This is a genomic window from Thalassotalea euphylliae (assembly GCF_003390375.1).
In the GTDB taxonomy this organism is placed as follows: Bacteria; Pseudomonadota; Gammaproteobacteria; order Enterobacterales; family Alteromonadaceae; genus Thalassotalea_F; species Thalassotalea_F euphylliae_A.
Genome location: NZ_QUOT01000001.1, coordinates 2,389,678 through 2,415,870 on the forward strand (window position 1 = coordinate 2,389,678; position 26,193 = coordinate 2,415,870).

General features: G+C 40.3%; 23 protein-coding genes. 4 read left to right on the forward strand and 19 right to left on the reverse strand.

Annotated elements, in window-relative coordinates:
* Nucleotides 1–10 precede the first annotated feature (10 nt).
* Genes DXX94_RS10605 through DXX94_RS10635 form a run of 7 tightly spaced genes read right to left on the reverse strand, consistent with a single transcriptional unit; the run spans nucleotide 11 to nucleotide 6,711 of the window.
* The gene (locus DXX94_RS10605; protein ID WP_116015725.1) at nucleotides 11–835 is read right to left on the reverse strand and encodes a hydrolase 1, exosortase A system-associated; all 825 of its coding nucleotides are present in this window, start codon (nucleotides 833–835) and stop codon (nucleotides 11–13) included.
* Nucleotides 835–1,650: a hypothetical protein gene (locus tag DXX94_RS10610; protein WP_116015727.1), complete on the reverse strand. Its 816-nt coding sequence runs from the start codon at nucleotides 1,648–1,650 to the stop codon at nucleotides 835–837. Before DXX94_RS10610 ends, DXX94_RS10605 begins: the two co-directional genes overlap by 1 nt.
* Before the next feature lie 2 nt (nucleotides 1,651–1,652).
* Complete coding sequence (locus DXX94_RS10615; RefSeq protein WP_116015729.1) at nucleotides 1,653–1,898, reverse strand: acyl carrier protein; 246 nt, start codon at nucleotides 1,896–1,898, stop codon at nucleotides 1,653–1,655.
* A gap of 13 nt (nucleotides 1,899–1,911) precedes the next feature.
* Nucleotides 1,912–2,943: a GNAT family N-acetyltransferase gene (locus tag DXX94_RS10620; protein ID WP_116015731.1), complete on the reverse strand. Its 1,032-nt coding sequence runs from the start codon at nucleotides 2,941–2,943 to the stop codon at nucleotides 1,912–1,914.
* A gap of 3 nt (nucleotides 2,944–2,946) precedes the next feature.
* A complete protein-coding gene (locus DXX94_RS10625; RefSeq protein WP_116015733.1) occupies nucleotides 2,947–4,080 on the reverse strand; it encodes a DegT/DnrJ/EryC1/StrS family aminotransferase in 1,134 nt (377 codons plus the stop codon).
* On the reverse strand, nucleotides 4,077–5,033 hold the full coding sequence (locus DXX94_RS10630; protein WP_116015735.1) for a polysaccharide deacetylase family protein: 957 nt from the start codon (nucleotides 5,031–5,033) through the stop codon (nucleotides 4,077–4,079). Before DXX94_RS10630 ends, DXX94_RS10625 begins: the two co-directional genes overlap by 4 nt.
* Nucleotides 5,034–5,037: 4 nt before the next feature.
* Nucleotides 5,038–6,711, reverse strand: coding sequence for an asparagine synthetase B family protein (locus DXX94_RS10635; RefSeq protein ID WP_258872148.1), 1,674 nt, complete (start codon nucleotides 6,709–6,711; stop codon nucleotides 5,038–5,040).
* Nucleotides 6,712–6,907: 196 nt separating this feature from the next.
* On the opposite strand from DXX94_RS10635, the gene DXX94_RS10640 reads away from it, so the two are divergent.
* The 4 genes from DXX94_RS10640 (at nucleotide 6,908) to DXX94_RS10655 (ending at nucleotide 11,648) form a co-directional block, all read left to right on the forward strand.
* Nucleotides 6,908–8,857 carry an acyltransferase family protein gene (locus tag DXX94_RS10640; RefSeq protein WP_116015739.1) on the forward strand — a complete coding sequence of 650 codons (1,950 nt, stop codon included), beginning with the start codon at nucleotides 6,908–6,910 and terminating at the stop codon, nucleotides 8,855–8,857.
* A gap of 81 nt (nucleotides 8,858–8,938) precedes the next feature.
* Nucleotides 8,939–9,862, forward strand: a complete 924-nt coding sequence (locus tag DXX94_RS10645) for a sulfotransferase family protein (RefSeq protein ID WP_116015741.1) — start codon at nucleotides 8,939–8,941, stop codon at nucleotides 9,860–9,862.
* Between the two features lie 22 nt (nucleotides 9,863–9,884).
* Complete coding sequence (locus DXX94_RS10650) at nucleotides 9,885–10,625, forward strand: glycosyltransferase family A protein (RefSeq protein WP_116015743.1); 741 nt, start codon at nucleotides 9,885–9,887, stop codon at nucleotides 10,623–10,625.
* Nucleotides 10,626–10,664: 39 nt separating this feature from the next.
* Entirely contained in the window at nucleotides 10,665–11,648 is a 984-nt protein-coding gene (locus DXX94_RS10655) for a glycosyltransferase family 2 protein (protein ID WP_181901536.1), read from the forward strand.
* A gap of 46 nt (nucleotides 11,649–11,694) precedes the next feature.
* Here DXX94_RS10655 and DXX94_RS10660 read toward each other — a convergent pair whose 3' ends face one another.
* From DXX94_RS10660 to DXX94_RS10715, 12 genes are all read right to left on the reverse strand, one after another.
* A complete protein-coding gene (locus DXX94_RS10660; RefSeq protein ID WP_116015747.1) occupies nucleotides 11,695–12,210 on the reverse strand; it encodes an acyltransferase in 516 nt (171 codons plus the stop codon).
* 43 nt (nucleotides 12,211–12,253) lie between these two features.
* The gene (locus DXX94_RS10665; protein WP_181901537.1) at nucleotides 12,254–13,720 is read right to left on the reverse strand and encodes an oligosaccharide flippase family protein; all 1,467 of its coding nucleotides are present in this window, start codon (nucleotides 13,718–13,720) and stop codon (nucleotides 12,254–12,256) included.
* Complete coding sequence (locus DXX94_RS10670) at nucleotides 13,713–14,714, reverse strand: hypothetical protein (protein WP_116015751.1); 1,002 nt, start codon at nucleotides 14,712–14,714, stop codon at nucleotides 13,713–13,715. Before DXX94_RS10670 ends, DXX94_RS10665 begins: the two co-directional genes overlap by 8 nt.
* Before the next feature lie 19 nt (nucleotides 14,715–14,733).
* Nucleotides 14,734–15,408, reverse strand: a complete 675-nt coding sequence (locus DXX94_RS10675; RefSeq protein ID WP_116015753.1) for a tetratricopeptide repeat protein — start codon at nucleotides 15,406–15,408, stop codon at nucleotides 14,734–14,736.
* Nucleotides 15,386–16,693, reverse strand: coding sequence for a putative O-glycosylation ligase, exosortase A system-associated (locus DXX94_RS10680; protein WP_116015755.1), 1,308 nt, complete (start codon nucleotides 16,691–16,693; stop codon nucleotides 15,386–15,388). The genes DXX94_RS10675 and DXX94_RS10680 overlap by 23 nt, the downstream gene beginning before the upstream one ends.
* Nucleotides 16,694–16,790: 97 nt before the next feature.
* Entirely contained in the window at nucleotides 16,791–18,146 is a 1,356-nt protein-coding gene (locus DXX94_RS10685) for a phenylacetate--CoA ligase family protein (RefSeq protein ID WP_258872149.1), read from the reverse strand.
* Complete coding sequence (locus DXX94_RS10690) at nucleotides 18,139–19,227, reverse strand: glycosyltransferase family 4 protein (protein WP_116015759.1); 1,089 nt, start codon at nucleotides 19,225–19,227, stop codon at nucleotides 18,139–18,141. The genes DXX94_RS10685 and DXX94_RS10690 overlap by 8 nt, the downstream gene beginning before the upstream one ends.
* Nucleotides 19,220–20,440, reverse strand: a complete 1,221-nt coding sequence (locus DXX94_RS10695; RefSeq protein WP_116015761.1) for a TIGR04063 family PEP-CTERM/XrtA system glycosyltransferase — start codon at nucleotides 20,438–20,440, stop codon at nucleotides 19,220–19,222. The genes DXX94_RS10690 and DXX94_RS10695 overlap by 8 nt, the downstream gene beginning before the upstream one ends.
* A gap of 2 nt (nucleotides 20,441–20,442) precedes the next feature.
* Nucleotides 20,443–22,341, reverse strand: a complete 1,899-nt coding sequence (locus DXX94_RS10700; protein WP_116015763.1) for an XrtA/PEP-CTERM system amidotransferase — start codon at nucleotides 22,339–22,341, stop codon at nucleotides 20,443–20,445.
* Nucleotides 22,329–23,504, reverse strand: coding sequence for a TIGR03088 family PEP-CTERM/XrtA system glycosyltransferase (locus DXX94_RS10705; protein WP_116015765.1), 1,176 nt, complete (start codon nucleotides 23,502–23,504; stop codon nucleotides 22,329–22,331). The genes DXX94_RS10700 and DXX94_RS10705 overlap by 13 nt, the downstream gene beginning before the upstream one ends.
* Nucleotides 23,505–23,507: 3 nt before the next feature.
* Complete coding sequence (gene xrtA / locus DXX94_RS10710; RefSeq protein ID WP_116015767.1) at nucleotides 23,508–24,947, reverse strand: exosortase A; 1,440 nt, start codon at nucleotides 24,945–24,947, stop codon at nucleotides 23,508–23,510.
* Entirely contained in the window at nucleotides 24,944–26,188 is a 1,245-nt protein-coding gene (locus DXX94_RS10715; protein ID WP_116015769.1) for a TIGR03087 family PEP-CTERM/XrtA system glycosyltransferase, read from the reverse strand. Before DXX94_RS10715 ends, xrtA begins: the two co-directional genes overlap by 4 nt.
* Nucleotides 26,189–26,193 lie beyond the last annotated feature (5 nt).

Genomic DNA, 26,193 nt, shown 5'->3' on the forward strand with positions numbered 1-26,193 from the left:
ATTTCAGAAATCAGATAGATCTTAGGAATTCGAGAGTAAACTGCTCTACTTTTCGTTTCCACTTTTTTGTCGAAAAGGTATGATCGGAGTCAGTCAAACGCTCGGTAAAGCAATGGGCTGACTCAATTTTTTGCCAAGCCTTGTCGGTAAATGCTTGTTGCTCAAATTCTTTTGCCGTCAAATCATTACCACTCAAGATCAGTAATAACTTACCGTTAAATTGCTGTAAGCCTTTTTTCATCCGCTCTTGATAGCTTGCTTGATGGCTCTTATTTCCGGTGTTAATACTATCTGCGGCAAAGCTTTTTACCTCTTTAACACTGGCGGTCACATCGACTTTACCGGCGATTAGCTTTCGCCAAAAATTTTTTGAGAATAATCGCTGCAAATAATAAAACCTGAGCATAGTCTTACCCATAGCTTGTTCGCTTCTTAGCCACGGATTTAAAATAACCAGCCCTTTTACTCTGGGATCTTGATGGGCGTATATAAGCGCCGCCGAAGCCGCATCACAAAGCCCCCAAATCACCACGCGCTTGAGCTCAGGTTGCTGCTGCATAAAAGCATCGATTGCCGCACCGATATCATCATCGATATTGTCAAATTCAGCTTTATCACCAGATGAATCCCCCATCCCCGTGTAATCAAAACGCATGGTGGTATAGCCAGCGTCGGCTAAACATCGCGCTAACTGCACAAACTGGCGATGACTGCCTACACGATATTGAGGCCCCCCAACAACAACTAGTACCCCTGTTTCGCTATTTTCAGCACTAGGGTGAACAATTGATAGCAATTGCTCATTATTGGATGAGAAAGTGAAAGTGTATTCCATTATTCGCCTATCCACTTGTATTCAACCAGCAACTTATGGGTTATGGTGACACCCAGTGCAGAAAGCTCTGGTAAGTCGAAAACCTCTGGTACTTGCCAAAAAGCGGGGGTATGCACGGTATGTACGGTAATAACGTCGCTTGCCTCAACAAACTTTCTCGTTGCAGGCGTTATCTTTTGTGTTGCCAGCTCTAGCCAATTGACTGGGCTTTGCCACTCTATAGCCGCCGAGATAACGGCAGCTTCAATTTCTTCAATAAAATTTTTTGTGATTACGTACCCAGCAATTTCAGTATCATTACCTGCGAGTATTTCATTACGCCAGTTCACTTTTTCTGAGTGGTTACTCATCATCTGGTTGGCTTGTTTTATCCGTATTAATTGGCTGGCGAAAACCTTACCACTGGTAATAGGTTTCCAAAAAATTTGACCTAGAATTGGTAGCTGGGCGTGTAACTTTTGTTGATTCACACCAAGTAATAAGGCACCGACCCTAACACCGAGCACAATAAGCTTTTGGTAGCCTAAGCTCTGTAGCCACTCGCCCACCGAGACAACATCTCCAAACCAACTATTAAAGGAGCTTTCTTCGAATTCACCTTCACTATCGCCAGTGCCAAAGTAATCGAGAATAAAACTATCGAGCCCATGCTGAGCAAACGCTTGGCATTGTTTTGCCAGTACCGCACGAGAAAGGTTCAGCTCCTCCACGATCGACGGTAAGCACAACACAGCGACATCGCGCTTTGAATTGCCAAACTGACTAACAAAAATGCGCCCTTTGGTGGACGCGATAAAATGCCCTTGAATCGACATAATTAACCGATTTTTTCTGATAAGAACGCCGTTAAACTCCCCAATGTTTCAAACACTTCAGCACTAACTTCATCATCTTCGATAACGATGCCGTAGTTTTCTTCGACGAGAGTTAGCACTGTCACTATCGCCATCGAATCAAATTCAGGGATAGCACCCAATATTTCAGTATCTGCGCCCCACTCAGTAACTTCGTCCAGTTGGAGGCTTTCTTGGATGAGTTCTTTTAATTCTACTTCTAAAGACATTTACATTAATTCCTTAATCTGAAGTTGATTTACTGATTTTATTTTTCAGCCAATTCAATGAACGATAAAGTGCTTGGTTTTTTGCCCACGTTACATGAAACAATGCTCTTTCATCACAAATCAACCTTCGATGCCAGTCCATTACTTTACCGTAATATTCTATACGTTTGATTTTACCTTGTTCGGACATTGCTTTATAGGCATCCACTTTCATAAGCAATGCGGGTGAATAACGTGCAAAGCCTTCATCAAACGTTGTTTTCAAAATAGTGACGGTATCGCCATGCACGATACACAGATCAACTGCAACAATGTCGTCGTTAAATTTGTAACACCAAATCTGAGCTAAACCTTGCTCTGCAAAAGATGTCATCATATCAACATAAAACGTACCTTGTTCGTTGTCGACATTGACGGCTGTACCAAGAGAACTTTTCCAACCTTTGCTTTCCAGCTCTCCATAATGCGCAATATAGGTTTTTATCTGCTCAGGCTTGGTCACTATTGACAACTCAATAGTCACGCCTTCTCTGTTGAGGCGATTTTTCGCTTTATTGATATTCTGGCGTGTATTTTTACTTAAACTGGCAAAATAAGCGTCAAAATCCTCAGGTACTTTTAACGATCCTGTCGTTATATATGGCAAGCATTCTACGCCGTCACTTTGTTCAAACCATGCACTGTCTAGCTGAGTCAGATCAAACAACAGTTGTGTTCCCGGCAATTGTTGATTAATTTCAGCGAAAAAGCGGCGGTTTAGCATATTGCTTTTAGATAATATTGCGCCCAAAGGCCCTTGTGACGTTTGAAAGATAGCCCAACGAAAGTTTGAGGTTTGCTCAAAAATACCAGCAAACGTCAAACAACCACTCTCATACTTACACAAAATATATAGCGGCTGTTTTGCAAACGTATTTATTAAACTTTGCACGAAAAGCGCAGATAAAACCGCTTGATTAAGAGTACTTTGATTTAGGTCATCCCACTGAGCATGAATCGTATGAAATTCTGAAACAGGCAATAAGTGCCACTTAATTGCATCCATGAATTAATTCTTGTTTAGCGTATTGATAATAAACATTAACTGTTCTTGTGATAAATCTTGATGGCAAGGTATTTGGATTAACCGCTCCCGATAGTCTTCGATTACAACGTTTTCAGTAATGCAGTACTCTTCCCAACGTAAAACTTGAATACCGCTCTGCCTAATGTACTCAAAGTCACCTTTGTCATTGAGGAGAAATGGAAATACATAAGGTACCGTTTGCTCATCAAGCGCAAATAAGGGGCGTCCAATATTTGAGGCAGTAAAAGCTTCAAATAGAGTTGCATAATTGTTACGGCGACAAAAAACGATATGCCCAAAATTTTCAACACGTAGTTGTGCTCTCGTTGTCGAAAAACACCGCTGATTCATGTCTGCGTAATTAAAATAACGAAATTCACTCATTTTGGGCTTAGTATTAAACACTGAACCATTCACCTCAGTACCCGAAGGCTTGAGGAGTTTAAAAATTTTTGAAAGCCCTGAAACAACACCACTTTTGCCTAAAAAATGTTTAACTTCACTTTTAACGCTAGGGCCGGACAATGCAAGTAGCTTAGATCTGGTCAATTCACTCTTCGTTCGCAGCATACCACCATCAAAGCAGCTAAAAAATTTATTTAGGCTACAAAAACTAGCATCTGAAGCATAATTATCAGACTCAAGTTGCTCACTGAAAAAGGCATGAGCGCAGTCCTCAATCACACGAATATTACGCTGCTTAACGATATCTAGTGCCTGTTTGATATTCGTAGGAAAGCCAAAAAATCGAACAAGAAGAATCGCATCAGCACTATTCGTCGATTGGGCTAATGCGTCAACATCGACAGATAAATCGTCATTAAGCCGATAAAACGACACCTTAACATTGCTTGCGAGAAAAGGTTCAATCATGGCTGGACAATGAAACTCTGGTAGCAAGACTCGACTGTCTGAAGTTAAACCAAATTCGCGAATAATATAACCTAAGGCTGAGCGTCCATTTTTAGTGAAATAGCTGTCCTTAGTGAATTGAGAATGCTGCTCTATCGACTCACCCCACGGCGCCCAATGGCAGTAATCAGGTGTAGCACTGATATGTGGTTCTGGGTAATTTGTCGCGTATGCCAGTGGCGGACGAAATGCTACCATACTCATTGTTCGCCTCTTAGCTGATTCAACATCATACGAAGGTGAAATTTAATAGGAGATGTATCCCACGGGGTAAAACGTTTCATCTGAAAAAAATCACTACTTTTAGTAGAAATACCCCAATGAGTAGAAACCGCAGTTTCAAATCCCAAATCTTCAATAATACCTACTGTATCATCAGAATAATCATCGTTAAGTTTGCCATTAGGATAGGCAAAGTGCCTGATAGGTCTACCAAGCATTGCTTCAAGCGTCTGTTTCGAAACTTTGATTTGTTGTACTTGCTCCGCTACGTCGAGCGACTTTAGTATCGGGTGGTCTTGAGTGTGTGCACCTATTTCAACGCCTTTGTGCGCCAACTCTTGAATTTGGGCCGGTGTCATCATCCGATGAGGCTTTTCGTCAGCTTTGTTATCAGCGTAGACCTGATCTACAACTTCATTACGTTGATGAAAGTGAAGGTACTTTACCTTGCCAATCACTTTGTGCGCGAGACGGATGCGAGAAGTGTTACTATCAACAACTTGCTCGCCTAAACCCACCGCAGATAAATTAAATTGGGAGCGCTTTGTATCGCCGATTAGATCTAAAATGCGATCATTAAACATATTACTGCCACTGGAATATCCAGTCGCCACATAAACAGTTGCAGGAACGCCATGTTTACGCAATATCGGCTCGGCAACTGTTAAATTATTAAGGTAACCATCATCAAAAGTGACACAAATAGCATTTGCCGGCAAAGCATCTGATTTCAGCGCTTGAATTGCATCAGATAACGACATCGGCGTGCAGTATTTCGCGACCAATTGCATCTGCCAATCGAACACTTTAGCAGCAGGCTCTGAAGGTCTCATTACATCGTGTTGCGCGACAACTTGATGATAGATAAGAATATTGAGCTTTTTCTTGCCAAAGACTTTACCTAGCCACGCAAGTAATTGATGAGTTAGTGCCACTAGTTTAATTACTCTCGTTACCTTGGAGCCAAAGTTCTAGAACCACCATAATCCAAATAAGCTCACCATAGTAGCCAGCATGAACACTATCATGGGCATCAAGCGCCTTATTGATTAAGCTTTCCGAGACAATATTTCGCGCTTTAAATTGCTGCAATGCATCCAGTGCAATATTTTTTAACGTTGCATTTTCTTTTAGCCAGACACCGAATGGCAAACCGAAACCATGCTTGGGTTTGTCGAGTGTTTCGTCGGCCAAAAAGCCACGACATGCTTTTTTATAAAAGTCTCTTAGCTGGTACCCCGGAAGCTTTACCTCTGCCGGCACCTTGCAGCTAAAATCAATCAATGCCTTATCCAAGAGCGGAAATTTAACGTCAACGCCAGCGAGCTCGCACATTTTGTTCACTTTAACTAAATCATTATCAGCAAGTGTAAATTTCCAATCTAGATACAGCATATTGTCTACAGGGTGCTCACCGCTAGACTCTTTATATCGCTGCCCTAACTGCTCAATCGGTTGGTTAACATCAACTTTTGATAGAAACGCTGGTGTAAACATTTCCTCTAAACCAACAATATTGATGAAGTTATAACTTTGCAAACGTGTAGGTAACCTAACTTCAGCTTGACGAACATAACTAGATGCTTTGCTAACACCAGGTATACCTGACATAACACTGTTGTTTAGCGTTGCATTCATTAATGCACGAATAGGCGATGGCAATCTATAATAAAGTTCGAACTGCTTTTGCTTAGCATAACGTTCGTTACCAGCAAATAGCTCATCACCACCATCTCCAGCGAGCAAGGTATCTACGCCATGCTCTTTTGCAAACTTGGCACAAAAATAGGTTGCCATTGAGGATGAGTTGCCGAATGGCTCATCAAAATATTGTGCCACAGTAACAAATGCTTCGGCCGCCTGTTCAGGCTCTAGATAAAGTACCTCGTGTTGCGTATTGAAGTGATTTGCTGTTATTTTCGCATATGGTGTTTCATCATAACCTTCCGCCTCAAACCCGATAGAGAAAGTTCTCGCTGGTGTATGATGCTTTGCCAACATCCCTGATACCGTCGAACTGTCTAGTCCCCCACTTAAGAATGCACCACAGTTTTTACTTAAATTGTCAGCTACTGCCCCTTCGATGACATTTAAACACTCCCTTTCCAAAGCACTTGAATCATCAGCCACCTCAGTGAAGTAAGGTGCATACAAAACCTTTTCAGACTTGTTTTGATTACTATCAATGGTGATCGATTTTCCTGGCTCAAGTTTAAAAACATCTTGATAGATGGTTGTAGGCGACGGAATACAATGGAAGTACATGTAGTTAAAAATGGCCTGTTGATTGATAGCGAAATCACTTTGAGCTGAGGACTTAACAGCCTTGAGGGAAGAGCTTACTATTACCCGTTGATCTTCAACGTAGTAATAACCTTGGAAAAGGCCAAGACGATCATTTACAACAGTTAACGTCTGTTCAATATGATCGATGATGAACAACAAAAACTTACCAGCTATCTCCAAGTAGCTATGTTGAAATTTTTTTTGATTGGTTAAGAAATGTTCACCAATCTCTTTCAGGCGGGCACTTGCAGTATCGCTCCCAATGATAACAGCAGTGTATTCAGGGCAATGATATTCCCTTGTAATTTCATCAAAGATAAGCCACAACTTTTTGTGCTTATTAATTGGAAACCTTTTAACACTGGACACTATTTTTTTTTCTGGCGAATACATAACGCATTTTTATCATCCTTGGTAAATGTATTGTTAATGATTTATTGTTATTATGCAATTATCGTAAAGCAGAACATATGCTTTATACACCATAAATAATAATAAATTATGATATCGGGTAAATGGACTTATGAGACGGGATATTCAATTTCTAAGAGGTATCGCTGTATTACTTGTAGTCATATACCATGCAAACTTGGGTGTTGTTAATTACGGCTATCTAGGTGTTGATGTTTTCTTTGTAGTATCTGGTTTTCTAATAACTACAATCATCCTTAAAGGGCTTGAACAGCAAACATTCTCTTTTACCAACTTTTATCTACGTAGAGCAAAGCGTTTATTACCTGCACTATATACTACCCTTGTTGTAACAACTGTACTTTCACATTTTATATTAACGCCGACCCAACTTACGGACTATTACAGCCAACTAGCTGGCGCGTTAACATTTTCAGCGAATATAGTTCTCCCTACACAGATCGATTATTTTGCTACAGAAGCAGAAAGTAAGCCCCTATTACATATTTGGTCTTTATCTCTGGAGGAACAATATTATTTTTTATTGCCATTTATTTTATTTTTAATCCCCAAAGGATACAGAGCTATAGGGTTATTCGGATTAGCAGCCGCTAGTTTTACTTTGTGCTTAATTTGGCTTGCTAACAGTAAGCCACCTATATTTTTATGGAAAATATCGGAAGCCAGTGCAAATGAATGGGCATTCTTTTTATTACCAACTAGAGCTTGGGAGCTTTTATTTGGATCAATATGCGCATGGCTTATGCTAAAAAAGCCAAACATTGCTATACCGATAAAACTAAAAATAATAGCGCTATTAACAATATTAGTTACTGTTATCTTCCAAATAGACACAATACACCCTCGCACCGATGCACTAATTGTTGTTATCGCTACGACATTGATTTTACTGGGTAAAGACAATTGGCTTCCGAACAACCTAATAGTCAATAGTGTAATGCGAGTAGGCGACTGGTCTTATTCGGTTTATCTAGTTCATTGGCCATTATTTGCATTTGCTTTTATCAGCTCACTTGGAGAGGTCCCTACAGAATTAAAGCTACTCATTATTGCCTTATCTATTTTATTTGGGTTCTTACAGTATCATTTTATTGAAGAGCGTTTCCGCAGCCTACCAGCAAAAAAAATGAAGACAATGTACATAGGGTTGACTGCAACAACTATTGCATTGCTTTTTACCCCAGCCGCCTTGTATGAGCAGAAAAATAAAGATCTACTTTACCAGCAATATGATGAAATTATGGCGCCTAATTATGGACTCTCTATTCAATGCGACGGTACAAAAGGATTATTGTCGAAAGATTGTCAGACAATTGAAAAACCACAGATTGCTGTTTGGGGTGACAGCTATGCGATGCATTTAGTCCCTGGTTTAGCTTCTAAAGTAGAGCTGCTCCAACTAACGAAAAGCTCATGCGCTCCTTTCCTAGAAATATCTTATTATCAATGGGAAAATAAACGAGCAATGACAAAAGAATGGGCGAAGAATTGCATAAAATTTAATACACAAGCATTTGAAATTATTCAAAACTCTCCCTCCATTAAATTTGTAGTTTTAAGCTCAGCTTATTCTGTTTATTTTGATGATAGTCAAGCAAAGTTTTTAGTTAACAATCAGGTTCTAAACAAACAACAAGTAAAACCAGAAGAGTACTTTAGTAAAACGATAAAAGCCCTAAAGCAAGCAGGGAAAATACCAGTAGTGATATCTTCTCCACCACGTGTTGGTATTAACATCGGAGAATGTGTAGGTAGGGAATCATTGAAACTTCCTGTATTGAATTTCGATTGCTATTTAAAGAAAGGTGACTATTTATCATATGACGCCTCAGTTATTGACTCCTTGAGGAATGTTATTGAAGAAAATCAAGTTGAGGCATTGTGGCTTGCAGACTTACTTTGCGATCAAGAGTATTGCCAAACCAAAATTAAAGACAAATTCCTTTACAGAGACAGTGGGCACCTAACAAAACAAGGGTCAATTGAGCTATTTAAAAATTTAAACTTTGATTTAGCTGGAAACAAATTGATTACTCAGTAAATAGCAAAAACTACCCGCTATTATTAAAAAATAAACATATAACTTGGATCCAATAATTGAATAAGGTTAATCACAATTAAAATGAATTCGGCCATTGAGCACTTTTTATTAACGTCAAAGCTTACACAACGCTTCTATCAGGTCCCTGCAAGCGATCTAAATAGTAATGACACTTCTCCTTTTTTTATTATTGGATCTGGCCGTTCAGGTAATACACTATTGCGGCGTCTGTTAAATAATCACTCGCAACTATACATTCCACCGGAAACGTATGTGCTTGGCCGTATAATTGGTCACTATATTCGACACCCTTCTCTAACTTGGCAAGAACTCGTATTTTTAACGTTGAGTAATTTTCAATTTGATGAGGAGTTTAGTACTTTTCACCTACCTTCTTTGAACAAATTAGCAATCGAATTAAAAACTCTTCCGCAAGACAAACAAAGCCTTGCAATGATTTTAAATTCGTTTTACAAATTCTATCAATCACATCACAAGCTACAGGGAAAAAGGTGGGGAGATAAAACACCATATAACACATTCCATTTAGATAGGATTATGGGTGTATTTCCTACCGCACAATTTATCCATATAGTGCGCAATCCCTATGATGCTACCAGCTCTTATTTAAAATCAGGGATATATAATAAATTTGAAGACGCTGCAGAACGCTGGTTTCAATCGGTAGAATTAAGTTGCCAATTTGGTCGAAAGTATCCCCTTCAATATATCGAGATCAATTACAACGTACTAGTAACTAGCCCAGAGCTAACCCTACGAAAAATATGCGAATTTCTACAAGTTTCTTTTGAGGATAATATGTTAAAAGCTCCACCAACATTATTGGGAGATGTGGAAGAGCACTCTCACCACGCTAATGTAATGCAAGATATTAATACACAACATATCGGGAAAGGGCTGAAATCTTTATCCAGTGATCAAATAAAGTATATACAATCAAAAGTAAACAGCTCGAAATACTCTAGCATTACCAACTTTAGTTAAATACTAGCTTGTTGAGGTACAAATGAAATTAGTCGGAAAGATGGCAACTTACCCTGATAGGATTGACATTATCGAACATTCTATCAAAAGTATTATCTCTCAATTGGATATACTTGTTGTTTGTTTTAATCAATTTGAAAAGATTCCAAATTGGGTTAATAAACACTCTAACTTGAAGGCAATAATTCCCGAAAGAGATCTAAAAGACACAGGTAAATTCATAGATACAGATATTCAGTGCGACTATATTTTCTATCTAGATGATGACATCATTTACCCTGAAAATTATGTGGAGCATACCATGAAAGAGTTCGAAAAAATTGACAATGAAAATGTCGCTCTCGGCTATCATGGAAGCTGGTACGAATCACCACGATTAGAAATGTCTCTGTTAGGTATAAAAAAATGGTTAGGTTTCAAATTAAAAATTAGCAATCCAATGTGGTATCGAAATTGCGCACATTTTCTGCAAGTCTGGCCAAAATCAAATAAAGTTGACCAATTAGGTACAGGAGTCATGGCTATACCAGCGAAGAGTGCTCCCCCTTTTGAGTTTATAGATGGTAGCCAAAAGTTTGTAGATGTCCGATTTGCCAGATGGTGCTTTTTGAACAAAATTAATATGCTCTGTCTTAAACATAAAGAATGCTGGTTGCAAGCACTTACAGATGATGGTGACAATACTATATTCAGCACTTTTACTGCTCAAACGCCCCCATATGTACAAAAAGAAATATATTCGTACGCAGCAAAATCAAAATAACTTACATAAAAGCAAAAATATAAAATTAAGGAATTAAATGTGTTAGTTGAGCCAAAAGTTTCAGTAATTATACCGTTTTACCAAAAGACCAAAGGCTTATTATCTAATACTATTCAGTCGATAATAAAACAGACGTATCTAGGTCACATCTACATTATTGTGGTAGATGACGGCTCGCCTGTTACAATTGAAGAAGAGCTTTCCACCTTATCAACTCCCGATAACAGAGAGTTAATTATTATAAAGCAAGAAAATGGTGGGGCTGGCTCAGCTCGCAATAATGCCTTAAACAATGTCCCTGCCGACTGCCAGTATGCCGCCTTTTTAGATTCGGATGACGAGTGGCTCGAAGATCACTTAGCCACGGGCATAAAAGCGCTAGAGCTTGGAAATGATGCTTACTTTTCAGATCATTTCCCCGCTCTTCATCCTGATAAAAACAACTTTGATATGATAGGCACCCTCATTGTTGATGAGCATCTATCTATCGATTTAGAAGATGATATTCATCAAATGAGCATATCTTCTCTAGAGCATATAGTTGGCGATGGTGGCGGTGTTATAGGTACATCTAATGTAGTTTATAACTTCAGAAAATTCCCAACACTTCGCTTTAGAGAAGAGTTTTATAACGGTCAAGACTTTTTCTTTTGGATGGATTTGAGCGAACTTAAAGCTCAATGGGCGTTTTCTACCAAGATTACTTGTCGCTGTGGTCGTGGTATAAATATCTACTCGGGTTCTGGCTGGGGATCGGAAAAGTCTTTGCAAAGATTGCGGAACGAACTTTTTATTTGGACTTCAGTGAAGAAGTTTTATCCATTAACCGAGAAACTAGAGCAAAGGAATAAACAAACGATAAATGCAATTCAAGACAATATAGCAAGAGATATACTACACAGAATTATCAAACGAAAAGCTATTTCTACGAAGATACTTTCAGATATAGTAAAAATGGCACCGAGTACTCTAATATCAATAACATTGATTCCATTTAAAGTAGTCTTGGAAAGACTTAAATAAACTTTGCTTTACTGACAAAGCATAACAGGTTTATTGCTAAGATTAGCTATTGCTTATCAGTTGCCCCTGTGTGTTTTATAAACTTTGCAGGGGTGCCTCCTACGACTGTATGAGGATCGACATTGTTAGTTACCACTGAGCCTGCTGCTACTACAGCCCCTTCACCGATTGTCACGCCTTGAGTAATTATCGAGCCTCCACCAATCCATACCTCGTCTTCAATAACAATCGGCTTTGTCCAAGTTCCACGCCCTTTGCCTTCAACATAAACTAAGCCGTGATTAACCGTTTCAAACATTACTCTCGGTCCAACCTGAACTCTCGAACCGATAACAACTTTATCATTGGGTACACCAAACCTTACATCACTATTGATAAATGTTCCTTGCCCGATTTCAATATTTCTAGCACCGCCAATAGGCCTTATTGTAAAAGGCCCCCATAACGTGCACGGCCCCATAACTTTAATCCCAGCTAAAGCCAATATGCGATATCGAATTCGATCGAAATATTCTAGACGAGGTAAATGATTTGCGATTGTTAAAAAAAATAATTCCTTCATAATTTCTGCTTAGTAGTATTAAAATTATTATCTCTAATGATTTTTACCTGCCAGTGTAATTTAAACGTTTGATATAATTTAAAGCGACTTCTTCTGGTGTATCTAGTGGAAGTCCACGTAAATAATATAATATACAAATGACCAAAACATAGGTTATCGCCCCCACCAACACTTTCGTTAATAGTGCAAAAATAACTGGGGAATTCATGTCAGATATCAACGTAATCACAAAAGACATTGCAGCTGTCGCAAGCAAAGCTGGCCACCAATTGCGTATAAGATTCCATACAGCAAAATTCATAGCTTTGGCTGAAAAATACAACGTGACTGGAAATGCAATAATTGATGAAAGCGCCATAGCCATTGGAAAATCTAAATAGCTACCTAAATAAAAAGCCAGTATAAGTGCAACTACGATTAATGCATTGCGAAACCACATCAACCAGTTGGAAGTTTTTTCTGCGTCAAATATTACTAAAAATTGTTCACTGACAAACATAGTAATACCTGACATCATTGCATAAATACTTAACCAGCTCATAACATCCGTTATGCCTAACCACTTCTCTCCAAGTAATACATAAATCACTTCATAGGAAGTTAATGCCAGCCCGAATCCTAGTGGCAAAAATACGTAAATAGCTAAACCTATTATCGCTATGAGTTTTAAATCAACATCTTTACTTGCTTTAAGTTTAGTTAAATTAGGTAAAATCCCTTTTATTACAGGCATTAGTAGCTCTTTGGTAAAGAGCGAGGCTAAATTTGATGCAATATTGTATTGCCCTAAGAACTCTGTTGAGCCCAACTTACTTACCGCAACTATATCAGCTTGGTTGTTCACAAAGCGGCCAATACTAAATGGAATCATAGATTTTGAGAAAGACAGTACTTTTCTCCATTGATAAACCTCAAATCTAGGTCTAAATACATGTAACTTATAGCTTAATACTAGGCCAACAAAAGCTGACGCTGCCTGACCTACAACAATAGCCCAATAGTTTTTCAACCACAAAGCTGTGGCAATGGTTGCTATTGAGTACGCCACTCTACATGTCGTTGTTATTTTAAAATCTAGGGAAAAATCAAGTTGTTTTTGGGCAATATACACGCCGTAATTATGTAGCCCCTTCAATATTTTAACGGCAGCTAAACAGTAAATTATATCTCTCAGTACTTCTTCTTGATAAAAATCAGCGACATAAGACGCAGAAAGGCATAGAATTAAAGCAATAAGTAGGGCTTGCAATAAGTTAATTGTCCAACCAGTATTGAATACCCGAACATCTTCTGTTGGGTATCTTATGACATACAATTGCGCCCCTACTTGAGTCATCGAATGCAATATCGTAATAAATATTGTTGCCATGGCAACAATACCAAAATCTTCAGGAGACAGAAGCCTTGCCAACACGATCATATTGACAAACCCGATCAGTTTATTTCCCCACCTTGTCGCTATTGACCAGCCTATGCTAGCGCCAAAGCGAGTAGCTGCAGCATCACTCATAATTAAAGGGTAGAACCCCGTATATAGCGTCAATGACTCCATCTTGTGTTTCATATACTTCCAACAATTTTTGACTTTTCAGGTCATATGAAACCACTAATGCGTTGTTGCCACTGCTATACTTCAAGTTTCCTTTACTTAAGAATTTTAGCTTATCAATCATCCTAGTTTTTCTTAATTTAGAAAAACCTACATAACAAATATCATCTTTTATAAAAAGCCCACGGCACCAACCAATCGGCCTTGAGTTTGAATTTCCAAATAAATCTAAAATTGTCTTTTTATTGGTGTCAGCTCGATCAATGATCACAAGGTGTCCGCTTACTTGTGTAAAAATAATTTTTTCCTGCCACTCTAACCCATCATGAACACTGACAGATTCTCCATCTGAAAGTTTTATACTCTGACTCACATCCGACAGATTTACAGCATCCTCTTGCTTACAGCGCGTCACCCATAGTTGATCATTTAGTCGAAAAACGTAATTTGGGTGGGCGTCATGAGGTCTAGTCGAGTGCAGGACCCTATAGTCAGTATCAGGACAGAACCGATGCCAAGGGTCTTTACCTTCGGCATTTAGTATTTCAAGGACTTTGCCAGTCTCTTTGCTGAGAATAACGACATTGTCCAAGCCAGTTGATGTTACATATAACTTTCTTTCATACACGTTTACTGAGTGTATATTGTGAAAACAAGGATGGGAGTACGAAGATAAGAGCAATAAATTGGGTAGTTGATATTTTCTGATTTCGGTATCTGTCGGCAACCACAGAATATCATTGTCATCAGGATCAATACATCCTGCTGTAAATTGAATATTAGGATGTTCGCTAGGATAATTTTCTTTGACATTTTTTAACGAGATCAGTGTAGAAAATTCGCCCGATTCAAGATCAAGAGATATCAGTTTTGCTTCATCATAGTATTTACCAGGACCTAACTCGAATCCATTGCTTCTTAAATTAGCACCTGAAATAATTATTTTTTGCGGCATATTTATCACTTATGGTCATTTATTGTTTTTCGAATTTTGCAAGTTCATTCTTAAGTCCTGGCAGTGGATACCCTCTAGCATAAGCTTTCTCTGCATGTAATTTGGCAGAATCTATATTACCGATTTTCAAAAAAGCTAAACCAAGAATATAGTGTGTTTCTGCGTTTTCATTATCTATTGAGAGACTTTGCTGCAACGCAGCTATAGCTTTGTTGAACTGGGTATTCCTGTAATAATGCATACCTAGAACCAAATGAGTACTCGCGTATTTTGGGTATAAAGCGATAGCTCTCTTGATAAAACATTCCGGAGAAAATTTCGGCTTTGAATTTAATTTTTTAATTCGAAATGATTCACGGGTATTGTAGAAATGGGTATATTTTGAATACGCATCTAGCGCTTCTGGATGATTAGGAATACTAGATAGTACAAACATCAAATCTCCAGGTTGTGCGCCTGTATGCCCCTTTTTTAAAGTTCTTACGTTTCTTGTAAAGTGAGCGCTTTCCACCATGTAAAGTAAGCCCAAGCTGAATGTTCCTGAGGGCTCTCTTGTCTCGACATCATAATAATCATATGGCTTACCGCGGCGCCAAGGTAATTCTTCGCAATCAGCTGCTAATAGTGTTAATGGCGCTAAAACTAAACTGACAATGAGTAAAGCACAGATTTTAACTATTTTTGAATTCGACATTGTTCTTTCCAAAACTTGTTATTCGGCTCTTTAAAATAATCTGAATTGCTATTAAAGCGTAAAGTAATTCGAAATAAGCTAAACTAACGTTAAGACCAGTTATTCCATACCCGATAATAGCCAATGATATTGCTCTAGATAGCTCGGATACCCATGTTAGTTCTCTTATTTTCGCATTCGAACAATGTAATGATTGTAAATAAGTTCCGGCTAGAATGAATAAAAAAATTATTAAGCCCACAAAGCCACTACTTGCCAATACTTGGAAATATATATTATGAGCGGCTTTAGGACGAACATGGTCTGGTATTGGGGGCGTGTAAACAGGACCAAAATCCGGGGTTATTGGTGCATATGTCCGCCATAATAATGAATCGGTTGTAGCCTTGAAGCCACCACCCGTAACTGGGTTATCCAGTGCTATCAAAGTAGCAATCTTCCAGGCCCAAATCCTGCCTATAAACGATCCATCTTCAGTTGCTGCAGTTTCTATTGTTGATTGTCTCTCTTTCCATTCTGCTGGCGCATTGGCATACAACACAGGTAAGGATATGAGAGCAAGCATCAAAAACAGAACCTTACGTTCTGACTTTATCCAAATTGCAATAGCAAGAATACTCAAGCCTATAAACCCTCCCCTTGAATAAGTCCCCATAACAGCGACTACATTGAGTACTGCTATTAAAATCAAGCCTAATCTGAGATTCTTATTTTTAGTCGTTCCCAAAAGATAAAGGACGAGCGGTAGACACATGTTAATCGCTACAGCTAAGTCATTGCGATCAGCCAATATTCCAGAGCGACCGACGATTCTGTGGCCTCCTCCAGACAATATAAACTTTACTCCTTCCATGGCGGCATATGCTGATATTGCTAAGACTATGCTCCAAATAAGGGTATCAACCTCTTTTTTAGTTCTAATAGTCATAATGATAAACAGGAATAATGCAATGACTTTGGCAAACTCAATAAACTTATCCCACGCTAATTCACTATTTATACGCAAATTAAATATCGTTGAAATTAACATCCAAAAACAAAAAAGTAACACCAAAAATTGCATACCGCTAAACGAATATTTGTATTTGTTTTTGTTAATTATCCATGCCAGTAGGGATACAATGACGATCGTAAGATTTAACCTGAATGATTGAGAAAAGCCAAATGCCCACTCAGCGGGTGCCATTAAAGCGATCCAAATCCAAGCAGCAGCACCAACATAAGGACGTTTAAAACTGTAATAAATAGCAATTAAAAGAAAAGCAACCAATAGCAGGTCTCTCATTACTCCTGCTCCCCATTACCATCTCCCTGCGATGCCCAGCGCATCAATAGAACCATTGCTACAATATCAGCTAATAAAAACAAACTATCTATCACATTTAGTACTCTACTTTACTGACCACATACCGGAATTTACCTGACTTTTCAGCCGCTATGCTATCAACGACTTGCAACTCAACTTCTACCGCTTCACCTAATCGCTGTTTAAAGCCGTTAACAATCACACTTCGCATTGTTTCTGTAAGAGCGTCTGTCGATACGATTTCAACACGCGTATGTATTAAACTTTCTTGCACTATTTTGAATGCATCAATACCTTTCATTTCACGAATTATGTAGATTAACGCCAAACCGTGCATCATAGTGCCGTCGTACGCTACAACAAAGTCAGTTGTTCTTCCTTCAATATTTTTCAATATATGCAATCCTCGTCCGCATGCACAAGGCGCGGTATCTATCGCGCCGACATCGCCCGTGCGATAGCGAATAAAAGGAAAATCAGAAGTTGCCATATGAGTAACAACGATCTCGCCACTTTCGCCATCCGGTAAAACGTTACCTTGGCTATCAACTATTTCGACAATAATATCTTCAGCGCTAATGTGCATTTTCCCATGTGGACAAGCATGAGCGATAAAGCCAGCATCACGGCCACCATAGCCATTGGCAACAGGGGCATTAAAGACTTGTTCAATTTGCTCTTGTTGATAAGGGTAAAGGCGCTCGCTGGTAACAAAGACCACCTTAATGCCTAAGTTATCGAGCGAAATACCATGCTTTTGTGCCGTTTTGGCAATCAGAGCATAAACCGACGGATAACCAAACAGCATTTTCGGCTTAATACGCTTGATCTGATCAATAAAACCTAGCAACTTGCTTTCATCCATATCAAATGCTGGGATCAAGGTCGAACGAAATAGCTTGTCACGGGTAACTCGCACTTTATCTTGGGCACCCAATTCAATTGGAGAGCCCCAAGCAACGATCTCTTTATCGCCAATATCAACACCCCACCAACGAGTCGCTCGCCACTTTTCGGCAACGTCATGGCTAACCCTTTCTTTACTTAACAAAAAGGTCAGCGGTGTACCACTCGAGCCACCTGTCGTAAACGGCTGTGTTGGGCCAGCACTTTTTGATTTAAGCTGGTCAAAGTGCTCTCGAATAACCGCTTTATCAAGGAAAGGCAAGACGGATAAATCTGCTTTTGAGCGAATCGCACTGGCTTCAATGCTTAGCTTATTGAACACATCCTGATAATAAGGGACTTCTTTGGCAGCTTTCTCCAAAAACTTCGTCAGTCGTTTATTGGCGTTCTCATTGATGATTTGTGGACTTTGCCACTGGCTTTGCTCTAACTGTTTTTTGACGCGCACCGTGTCATGCTTTTTAAGCAATTCATGAAGCGGAAACAGCACATTGGCAACAAACTTGGTATAGAGCATACTAATCATTTTTTGCTCCAACATATGCCGCTTGGTAACAACTCGCCAATGCTTGCCAAACGCTCAACCAGCTAAATTTTTCTATGGTGATCAAGCCGTTATTGGTCAAACGTTCTCGTTCGCTATTATCTTCTAATAACGATAAAGATAGCTTTATCAGTGACTCTACATCTCTTGGGTTTGCGAGCAGCGCATCATGTCCATCGGTAACCAACTTAGGAATACCACCGACATTTGTGCTAACCACTGGCGTGCCACAGGCAAGCGACTCAATAAGTGAGTTTGGCGAGTTATCGACGACGCTTGTGTTTAGCATCAAGTCAGCTGATTTGTATAATGCTGATACCTCATCAGGTGCGAGCCTACCCACAAATGCCACATTTTCAGCGAGGCCGAGCGATGCCACTAAGGTTTTTAAATTGCTGAGCTCTGGGCCCGTACCTGCCACTTTTAACTCCGCATCAGGAAACTGCGGCTTGATGCCAGCAAACACTTTTATTGCGGTCGCCACATCATAGATAGCTTCTAAATTTCGCGTTACAATCACTGTCGGCTTCATGGCTGACTGACGTTCAAAACGATTAAATCGTTGCTCATTTAGTACGTTAGGGATGATTTTTGATGTTTTTCCGTACTCACTAAAAACACTTTGTAAGTAACTCGAGGGCACGACAATATCGTCCACTAAATCGAGCGTTTTCTTAACTTGGTGCCAAGACTTGTCAAAAAAGTCTGCGGCATAGCCACCACGGTAATTCAACACAACGGCTTTATTTAATTGCTTGGCGACTTTAATCGCCGGTGCTGCAAACAAGTGCCAAGACCAGCCAGAATTGGCCATGATATGTACCACATCCGCATCAACCAGTTGTTGTTTCAGGCGCCGCTGATATTGCACTAACCTGACCAAAGCACGAAACATTGGGATCTTGCCAACCCAAGCAGGTTGATATGCTGCATTGACCTGAATAACGGTCACCGTCACACCTTCAGCTTCCAAAAAACTTGCCAACTGCTCGGTTTGATTAGCCATACCACCTGCTGGCGGCGGCAGTGGCCCAACAATAGCAACACGACTAACGTTAGCCATGCGACACCGCTTTTTGGGTTAGCGCAGCATAAACAGGTAAGTAATTGCTAATACTGTTTCGCCAATTGCGCTGATGTTCAACATAGCGCCGGCCATTATCAAGAATCGCAGACCATGCTTGAGGCTGTTGAAAAATATCAATCACTTTGGTCACTAATGCCGAACTATTATTAGCGGAAAATAAATAGCCGGTTTGGTTATCAACAATAAGCTCATGATGACCACCAACATCTGACGCCAAAAACAAACGTCCTTGCGCCATCGCTTCAAGTGGCTTTAACGGGGTAACTAGATCCGTTAATCGCATCGACTTACGCGGATAAACCAATAAATCAATAAGCGAGTAGTATTGATTCACTTGGTCGTGCGGTACTCGGCCTGTAAACATAACGTATTCAGAAAGGCCAAGCGCTGCTACCTGTGATTTAAGATTTTGCTCTTGCGGGCCTCCGCCAACTAGTAATAAACAAACATCTGGCATTTTCTCAAGAATCGCTGGCAGTGAAGATACTAACAAGTCCAAGCCTTCATAAGCGTAAAACGAGCCAATAAAACCAAGCACTTTTTTATTGCTCAGCTGCAATTGCTCAACTAACTCATTATCTTTTTCTGTGATGCGATCGAATTGCTCAACATTAACTGCATTAGGGATAACCGTCAGCTTATCTTCAGCAACGCCTCTGGCTATCAAGTCATTTTTAAGGCCCTGACAAATCGTGGTCACTGCATCCGCTTGCTTAACAACGTAAGACTCTAACGAACGTGTCATTTGATAACGTAGATCACCTTCTTTACAGGTACCGTGATCAACTGCGGCATCTTCCCAAAAGGCACGAATTTCATAAACTACAGGTAGCTCTGCTTTTTTACCTGCTCTTAAAGCTGCCATGCCATTAAGTGCGGGTGAATGAGCGTGAATAATATCGGGTTGTTCGCGCTCAATAACCTCAAGAATGCGCTTTTCCAAGGGCGCAATAATTGACCATTGATTCAACACTGGTAACTTGCTCAATATACCGTTGGCAGATCCACTTCGATAAAACAATAAATCATCGATTTGCTCAACCAAAGCCTCTGTATTGCCGTGTTTAGGGCTAGTTACATGACAGGTTTCTATGCCCAGTTGATGCTGCATTTTCAATATCGCACGAGTTCTAAAAGTATAGCCACTATGCAGTGGTATTGAATGGTCGAGCACATGTAACACTTTCATCACTAGGCAGCCTTGCTTTGACGTAAAAACGACTCAAACATCATGAGCGTCCACAGCGAAGCACTATTGTCACGAACACCTTTAACATGCTGATCAATTAATGTTTTAAGCTGTGTTGAAGAAAAATAACCCGACTGCCCCATCGCTTCACTTAACAAATTATCATAGAGGCGATCTTTGAGTGGCCCGCGGAACCAATTAGCAAGTGGCACAGAAAATCCCATTTTCTTGCGATACAGTACATCATGAGGCAAATGTGGTTCCATCTGCTTTTTCAGCGTATGTTTACCAACCCCTGCTACCAAGTTTAAATGCGTTGGCGCGTTAAAACCCCATTCAACAAATTTGTGATCGAGAAATGGGACACGAACTTCCAATGAGTGCGCCATGCTGGCACGGTCTACCTTGGTGAGAATATCGCCAACAAGGTAAGTTTTCATATCCAGATATTGCGCTTGTTTAATGGGATCTAAGCCAGTGATTTTGTCGCGGTACTGATCAAAGACAGCCACAGAAGAATAGCTGCCTAGCTTGTGTTTATATTCTTGTGAAAAGAGCTTCATGCGCTCATCTCTACGCAGAATTGACATTGAGTTGTGATAGCCTTGCACCGTATCAAGTGCCATGGACTGAAATGTCGTTTTCCCTCTTAATACGCGTGGCGCCCAATCCATTTTCGGATATAAAGCCCCTAACGGGCCAAAGATCGGCTTGCGCATCGATAGCGGTAACATCGCCCGCACTTTTTCTTCATGCCCATGAAGTCGATAACGTCCATAACCTGCAAATAACTCATCCGCACCGTCACCCGAAAGGGCTACGGTGACATGCTTGCGTGCTAATTCACAGACCCGATAAGTTGGCATTGCTGAACTGTCTGCATAAGGTTCGTCGTATAAAAACGCCAATTTATCAATCAAATCAAAATCATTTTGATCAACCATTTCTATATGATGTTTCGCGTCATAGCGCTGTGCGACCTGCTTTGCAAAGTCAGTTTCATTAAATTCCGCGATATCAAAACCAATAGAGCAAGCATTAACAGGGTCTTCTTGCAGCTGAGACATCAAAGCCACAACAGCACTGGAGTCAACACCACCAGATAAAAATGACCCTAAAGGCACATCGGCAACCATCCGAATGTCGACAGCTTCTTTCAATCGCTCTACTAACTGTTCGGCAATTTCTTGCTCTGAGAGCTCAGCATTGGGGTTTACCGGAATATCCCAGTATTCTTGTTGTTCGGGTAATTGGGTTTGACCACGAACAATTGTAAAACAATGACCTGGCCTAAGTTTATAGGCGTTTTGATAAATGGTATGCGGCTCTGGTACATAACCAAAGGTAAAGTAATCTTCGACTGTGGTATCACGTAAGGTACGATCAAAACGCGGGTGCTGAGTGAGTACTTTAAGCTCAGAACCAAAAACAAAATGGCCATTATCTAACAGCGAAAAGTACAACGGTTTGATGCCCAACCTGTCACGAGCAATAAATAACGATTGCTTTTGCCTGTCCCATACTGCAAATGCGAACATACCGCGTAGATGATGAACACAATCTTCGCCCCACTCCAAATAAGCATTTAGAATGGTCTCGGTATCACCATCAGTATTAAATTGGTAGCCTTTCGCCTTGAGTTCAGTGTGAAGGGCTTTGAAGTTATAAATTTCACCATTAAACACAATAACAGCCTTCCCACATGCACTTGCCATTGGTTGTGGGCTGCCTTCCAAGTCGATAATCGACAAGCGGCGGTGTGCTAATGCTAGCCCTGGTTCAAAATAATAATCGCCAGCATCTGGACCACGGTGGATCTGTTTATCATTCATCGAGGCGATAAGATCTGCATCTATTGCTTGTTGCTCGGTTACATGAAAAATTCCAGCTATGCCGCACATGTCTTACCCCTTCCTGAGACTTTTTGTTGGTATAACGAAGTGTAAAGGTCATGATACTTAGTGACCATAGACTCAATACTAAAGTGTTTAACGCAATGCTCTCTGACCTTGATGCTATCTATTTCCAAGCGTTCTTGATGTATCAGATATTGCGCCATCGAATTAGATAATGCGGTTACATCGTTGACTTCAACAAGATGAGAATTGTGATGTTCTGCCATGATTAAATCTGGGTTGCCACCAACATTTGTGGCAATCACCGGTAGGCCTGATGCCATCGCTTCTAATATCGTATTGGAAATTCCTTCAGCGAGTGAAGGCAGCACAAACACATCCATTGCCGCCATAGTTTGAGGAATGTCATCGCGGTGGCCAGTAAAGCAAATATCCTCATAATATTCTGACTGTTGAGCCGCTGCTATTAAGGAATCTTTCAACACTCCATCACCTACAATCAATAGCTTTGCTAGTTGGGCATTTGGAATATCACTTTGCTTAAGTTTTATAAACGCATCTAACAGTTGTTGATGATTTTTAACTCTTACTTGCCGACCAACTGTTCCAAAAACAAAATTACGAGTTGAGGTAGTGGAAAAACCAAAGTCATCCCCTTTTGTATCGTGAGAAAACTTCTCAACATCAACTCCATTGCAAATATGCGTAAGCTTATTTGCCGGAACATTTATCTGATGCTCTAAATACGATAGGCTTTCTTTTGACAAAGCGACATAACGGTGTACGAATAGCTTAAAAAGTTTCTTAATAAGCTGATTCTTCTTATTACCCCCATTTAGGTCGTTAACATCCCAGCCATGCTCACCATGGATGCGAACACTGACACCGGCAAACCAAGCTGCTATCTGCGCTTCCAACGGGTTTAGGTTTCTTGAGTGGCAAATATCAGGTTTTATCTTTTTTAATAATCGCCAACACGCGACCAGCCATGCGATGCCCTTACCTGGCTTTTTGTGTAGGTCATAAACTCTGACATTATTCGTTTTTATACGGCTGAAAAATTTCGGTTCGTGCTTTGAAATACAAATAATCGAGTGACGATAATCATTTTCCGGTAAATGATTTATTAAATTGACGACACCATTCTCTAAGCCGCCGGTAGCAAACGAATAAACAATATGCGCGATATGAATTTGAGGCTGGCTCATCTATTAATTACCCACTTGATTGAGCCCAATTTGATTCAACATGGAATCAGCACTTTTAAGCAAGCTTGCCATAGTGTCTTGTGCCTCAGTAGCCTGAGTAGATGCCGCTACAAAGCTAGCAAAATTTGCTTGACCGGTAAGCAGTGCCAATGCTTGATATAGCTTGGCAAATGCAGGACTTACTACTTGCTTATCACCAATTTGATACCAATATAACAGTGCCCTTTCTCGACCTTGAACATCTCTTAACAGTAGATATCGGTATACTTTTCCATTTTCATTTTTCGTGATTCGGTCGATCACAGTCCAGCGTTCAGCGTCATAGAGCTTATTTGAAAAACTCACTAACTCGCCTTCACTTTGCTTATTTCCATATCGAGCAAAAAACAACTCTGTGCCATTGCTTTCACGCTGATAACTAGACTGCATAGGTTGCGTAAAACTAACGCCCCAATTCGAGTCAGGCATTTTAATAACAGTATCCGCACTTTTGGGCAACTCAACTACACTAATGTTATGTTCAATAAACCAAGTTGCCATCATTATCAAATACACAGAGACGCTAACCCATAGCTTATTATGCTGCCCCTTCGTAGCCCCCTTATCACTGTATAGCTCCGTCTTGGGCTCAGGATCTGCAAACTTTCCACCCACCCAAAACATCAGCATGATGACAAAACCAAAGAATATCCAACCATAAACTAAATGATCAGCCCCAGTCGCATACTTCATGTCTGAGTAATGGGCGATAATGACAATTAAATATGCACGCACGCCATTGGCTAAAATTGGTAGTAAGAAAGCGAAAACAATAAACAGTAGCTGTTTTTTGAAAGAACGATAAGTTAGGTAAGCGTATAATGTGCCAACCGCCATAGAAGCAATGAGGTAACGAATACCAGAACAAGCCACAGCCACTTCGAACATACCCGTTGGAATTTGGATATACCAGCCATCTCGAAATACGGGTATGCCATGTACCTTAAGCAAGAAAACGGTTATCCAAGCCGTAATGTCTTGTAGGCTAGGAATCAAGTTTTCTCCCATAGGTACAGCAAAAAGTAAATAAGCCAATGGAAACTTGTATCGCCATGCCAGCTGATTGCCAATTAACATCCATACTAGAAACATGAGCGCGGTCACGGCAGCCAGCTGGCTCAACACATTGATGTCAGCTGCGTATGCAAAGAGCCAAACAAAACTACTGGCAGCTAAAAGTGGCAAAGGTAACCAAGTTGACCGGACTTTAGCGGATTGTAAATAAGCACGATCGCGATGCAACAACCAGATCACTATCGGTAAAATAAAATAACCATGCGCAAATGTGTCAGAACGACGCCAAATTGCTTCCATGCCCGTAATACCATCCCAAAATACCAGCATCCAAGCTGCTATCAGGACAGCAAACATCAAGATAAACTGTCGACTGTTGATCGCCATCATTGGCTTGTAACCTCTGAAGATTCTATTTGATAAAGCTTAGCAAGCGGCGCTAGGGTTGCCTGCCAAGTAAAATGTTCTTTTATCCATGCTCGATTTTCAGTGACAAGCTCGGTAGTTGCTGAAACTTGTGCTGAGTTCACCAGTTCGATTACCGCCTTTGCAAAGGCTTCAGGTTCATCATGCACCTGACAATATTGATGATGCGGAGCATTGATCCCTTCCATTGCCATAGAAGTACAAACTAACGGTTTATCCAATGACATGGCTTCAAGCACCTTGTTTTGAATACCACGAGCAATGCGCAGCGGTGCGACAATGCACGCAGCCTGAGTTATATAAGGGCGTATATCCTCTACTCGACCAGTGACAATAACATCTGGCTGTGTTGCTAATGATTTAATCTGATTGGTTGGATTACCGCCAGCAATCACAAAACTCAGCGACGGGATATTTTTTTTAACAATCGGCCACACGTTTTCTGCAAACCAAAGCACGGCATCAACATTTGCCCAGTAATCCATCGCGCCCGTAAAACTGATAAAAGGGCCATCAGGCACTTTATTTTCCGGCGCAAGTGAAGCACTTGGATTAAAAAACCCAATATCAACACCATTTAATATGCCTTGAACCTTTGCCTGTGCATTAACCTGCTGACGTGATCTAAATAACTTTGCTTCATCAGGCGAAACAAATAGCGAGGCGTCAAATTGCTGGCAAACTTTGTCTTCGTATCGCGCCAGTGTTTTAAACTCACGCTGGAATATGAATTTTGCTAGCCCTGACTTATTTTCTGCATACTGACGCCATTTGTCTGAGTCGACATCAACAAAGTCTATCACCCGTTGGCATTGATTAAATTGCGCTGTTTCGCAGTATTGTGCCATTGACGACGAATAAACAAATACTTTTTGAATAGCATGCCTTTCAGCGACCTCTTGACACCACTTCGCCATTTCTTGGTCGTAGTAGTATGGCAAGGTTATTGGTTTGCCAGTAAGAAAAGCCGTCATGCCTTTAAGTTTAGCGAGGAGTTTGTTCTGATTACGGTAAAATAGCTGGTGACAATGCTTTTTAAGCTCGTCAACATACTGCTCATCGTAAGGATCATCAATAAAGCAGCCGAGATAGACGTCATAATGCTTGTTCAACATTTGCAAAATATTAAACGAGCGAATTTTATCCCCTTTATTTGGTGGGAATGGAATGCGGTGACACAAAAATAGTAGCGGCGGCTTGTTCATAAACG

What these genes read in the sequence shown, in the direction of transcription:
- DXX94_RS10645 (WP_116015741.1), top strand. Translation starts at nt 8,939, where the DNA reads ATGAATTCGGCCATTGAGCACTTTTTATTAACGTCAAAGCTTACACAA.
- DXX94_RS10690 (WP_116015759.1), bottom strand. Translation starts at nt 19,227, where the DNA reads ATGGCTAACGTTAGTCGTGTTGCTATTGTTGGGCCACTGCCGCCGCCA.
- DXX94_RS10670 (WP_116015751.1), bottom strand. Translation starts at nt 14,714, where the DNA reads ATGCCGCAAAAAATAATTATTTCAGGTGCTAATTTAAGAAGCAATGGA.
- xrtA (WP_116015767.1), bottom strand. Translation starts at nt 24,947, where the DNA reads ATGATGGCGATCAACAGTCGACAGTTTATCTTGATGTTTGCTGTCCTG.
- DXX94_RS10620 (WP_116015731.1), bottom strand. Translation starts at nt 2,943, where the DNA reads ATGGATGCAATTAAGTGGCACTTATTGCCTGTTTCAGAATTTCATACG.
- DXX94_RS10660 (WP_116015747.1), bottom strand. Translation starts at nt 12,210, where the DNA reads ATGAAGGAATTATTTTTTTTAACAATCGCAAATCATTTACCTCGTCTA.
- DXX94_RS10680 (WP_116015755.1), bottom strand. Translation starts at nt 16,693, where the DNA reads ATGAGAGACCTGCTATTGGTTGCTTTTCTTTTAATTGCTATTTATTAC.
- DXX94_RS10665 (WP_181901537.1), bottom strand. Translation starts at nt 13,720, where the DNA reads ATGAGTGATGCTGCAGCTACTCGCTTTGGCGCTAGCATAGGCTGGTCA.
- DXX94_RS10715 (WP_116015769.1), bottom strand. Translation starts at nt 26,188, where the DNA reads ATGAACAAGCCGCCGCTACTATTTTTGTGTCACCGCATTCCATTCCCA.
- DXX94_RS10640 (WP_116015739.1), top strand. Translation starts at nt 6,908, where the DNA reads ATGAGACGGGATATTCAATTTCTAAGAGGTATCGCTGTATTACTTGTA.
- DXX94_RS10700 (WP_116015763.1), bottom strand. Translation starts at nt 22,341, where the DNA reads ATGTGCGGCATAGCTGGAATTTTTCATGTAACCGAGCAACAAGCAATA.
- DXX94_RS10705 (WP_116015765.1), bottom strand. Translation starts at nt 23,504, where the DNA reads ATGAGCCAGCCTCAAATTCATATCGCGCATATTGTTTATTCGTTTGCT.
- DXX94_RS10695 (WP_116015761.1), bottom strand. Translation starts at nt 20,440, where the DNA reads ATGAAAGTGTTACATGTGCTCGACCATTCAATACCACTGCATAGTGGC.
- DXX94_RS10610 (WP_116015727.1), bottom strand. Translation starts at nt 1,650, where the DNA reads ATGTCGATTCAAGGGCATTTTATCGCGTCCACCAAAGGGCGCATTTTT.
- DXX94_RS10625 (WP_116015733.1), bottom strand. Translation starts at nt 4,080, where the DNA reads ATGAGTATGGTAGCATTTCGTCCGCCACTGGCATACGCGACAAATTAC.
- DXX94_RS10675 (WP_116015753.1), bottom strand. Translation starts at nt 15,408, where the DNA reads ATGTCGAATTCAAAAATAGTTAAAATCTGTGCTTTACTCATTGTCAGT.
- DXX94_RS10615 (WP_116015729.1), bottom strand. Translation starts at nt 1,898, where the DNA reads ATGTCTTTAGAAGTAGAATTAAAAGAACTCATCCAAGAAAGCCTCCAA.
- DXX94_RS10685 (WP_258872149.1), bottom strand. Translation starts at nt 18,146, where the DNA reads ATGATTAGTATGCTCTATACCAAGTTTGTTGCCAATGTGCTGTTTCCG.
- DXX94_RS10605 (WP_116015725.1), bottom strand. Translation starts at nt 835, where the DNA reads ATGGAATACACTTTCACTTTCTCATCCAATAATGAGCAATTGCTATCA.
- DXX94_RS10650 (WP_116015743.1), top strand. Translation starts at nt 9,885, where the DNA reads ATGAAATTAGTCGGAAAGATGGCAACTTACCCTGATAGGATTGACATT.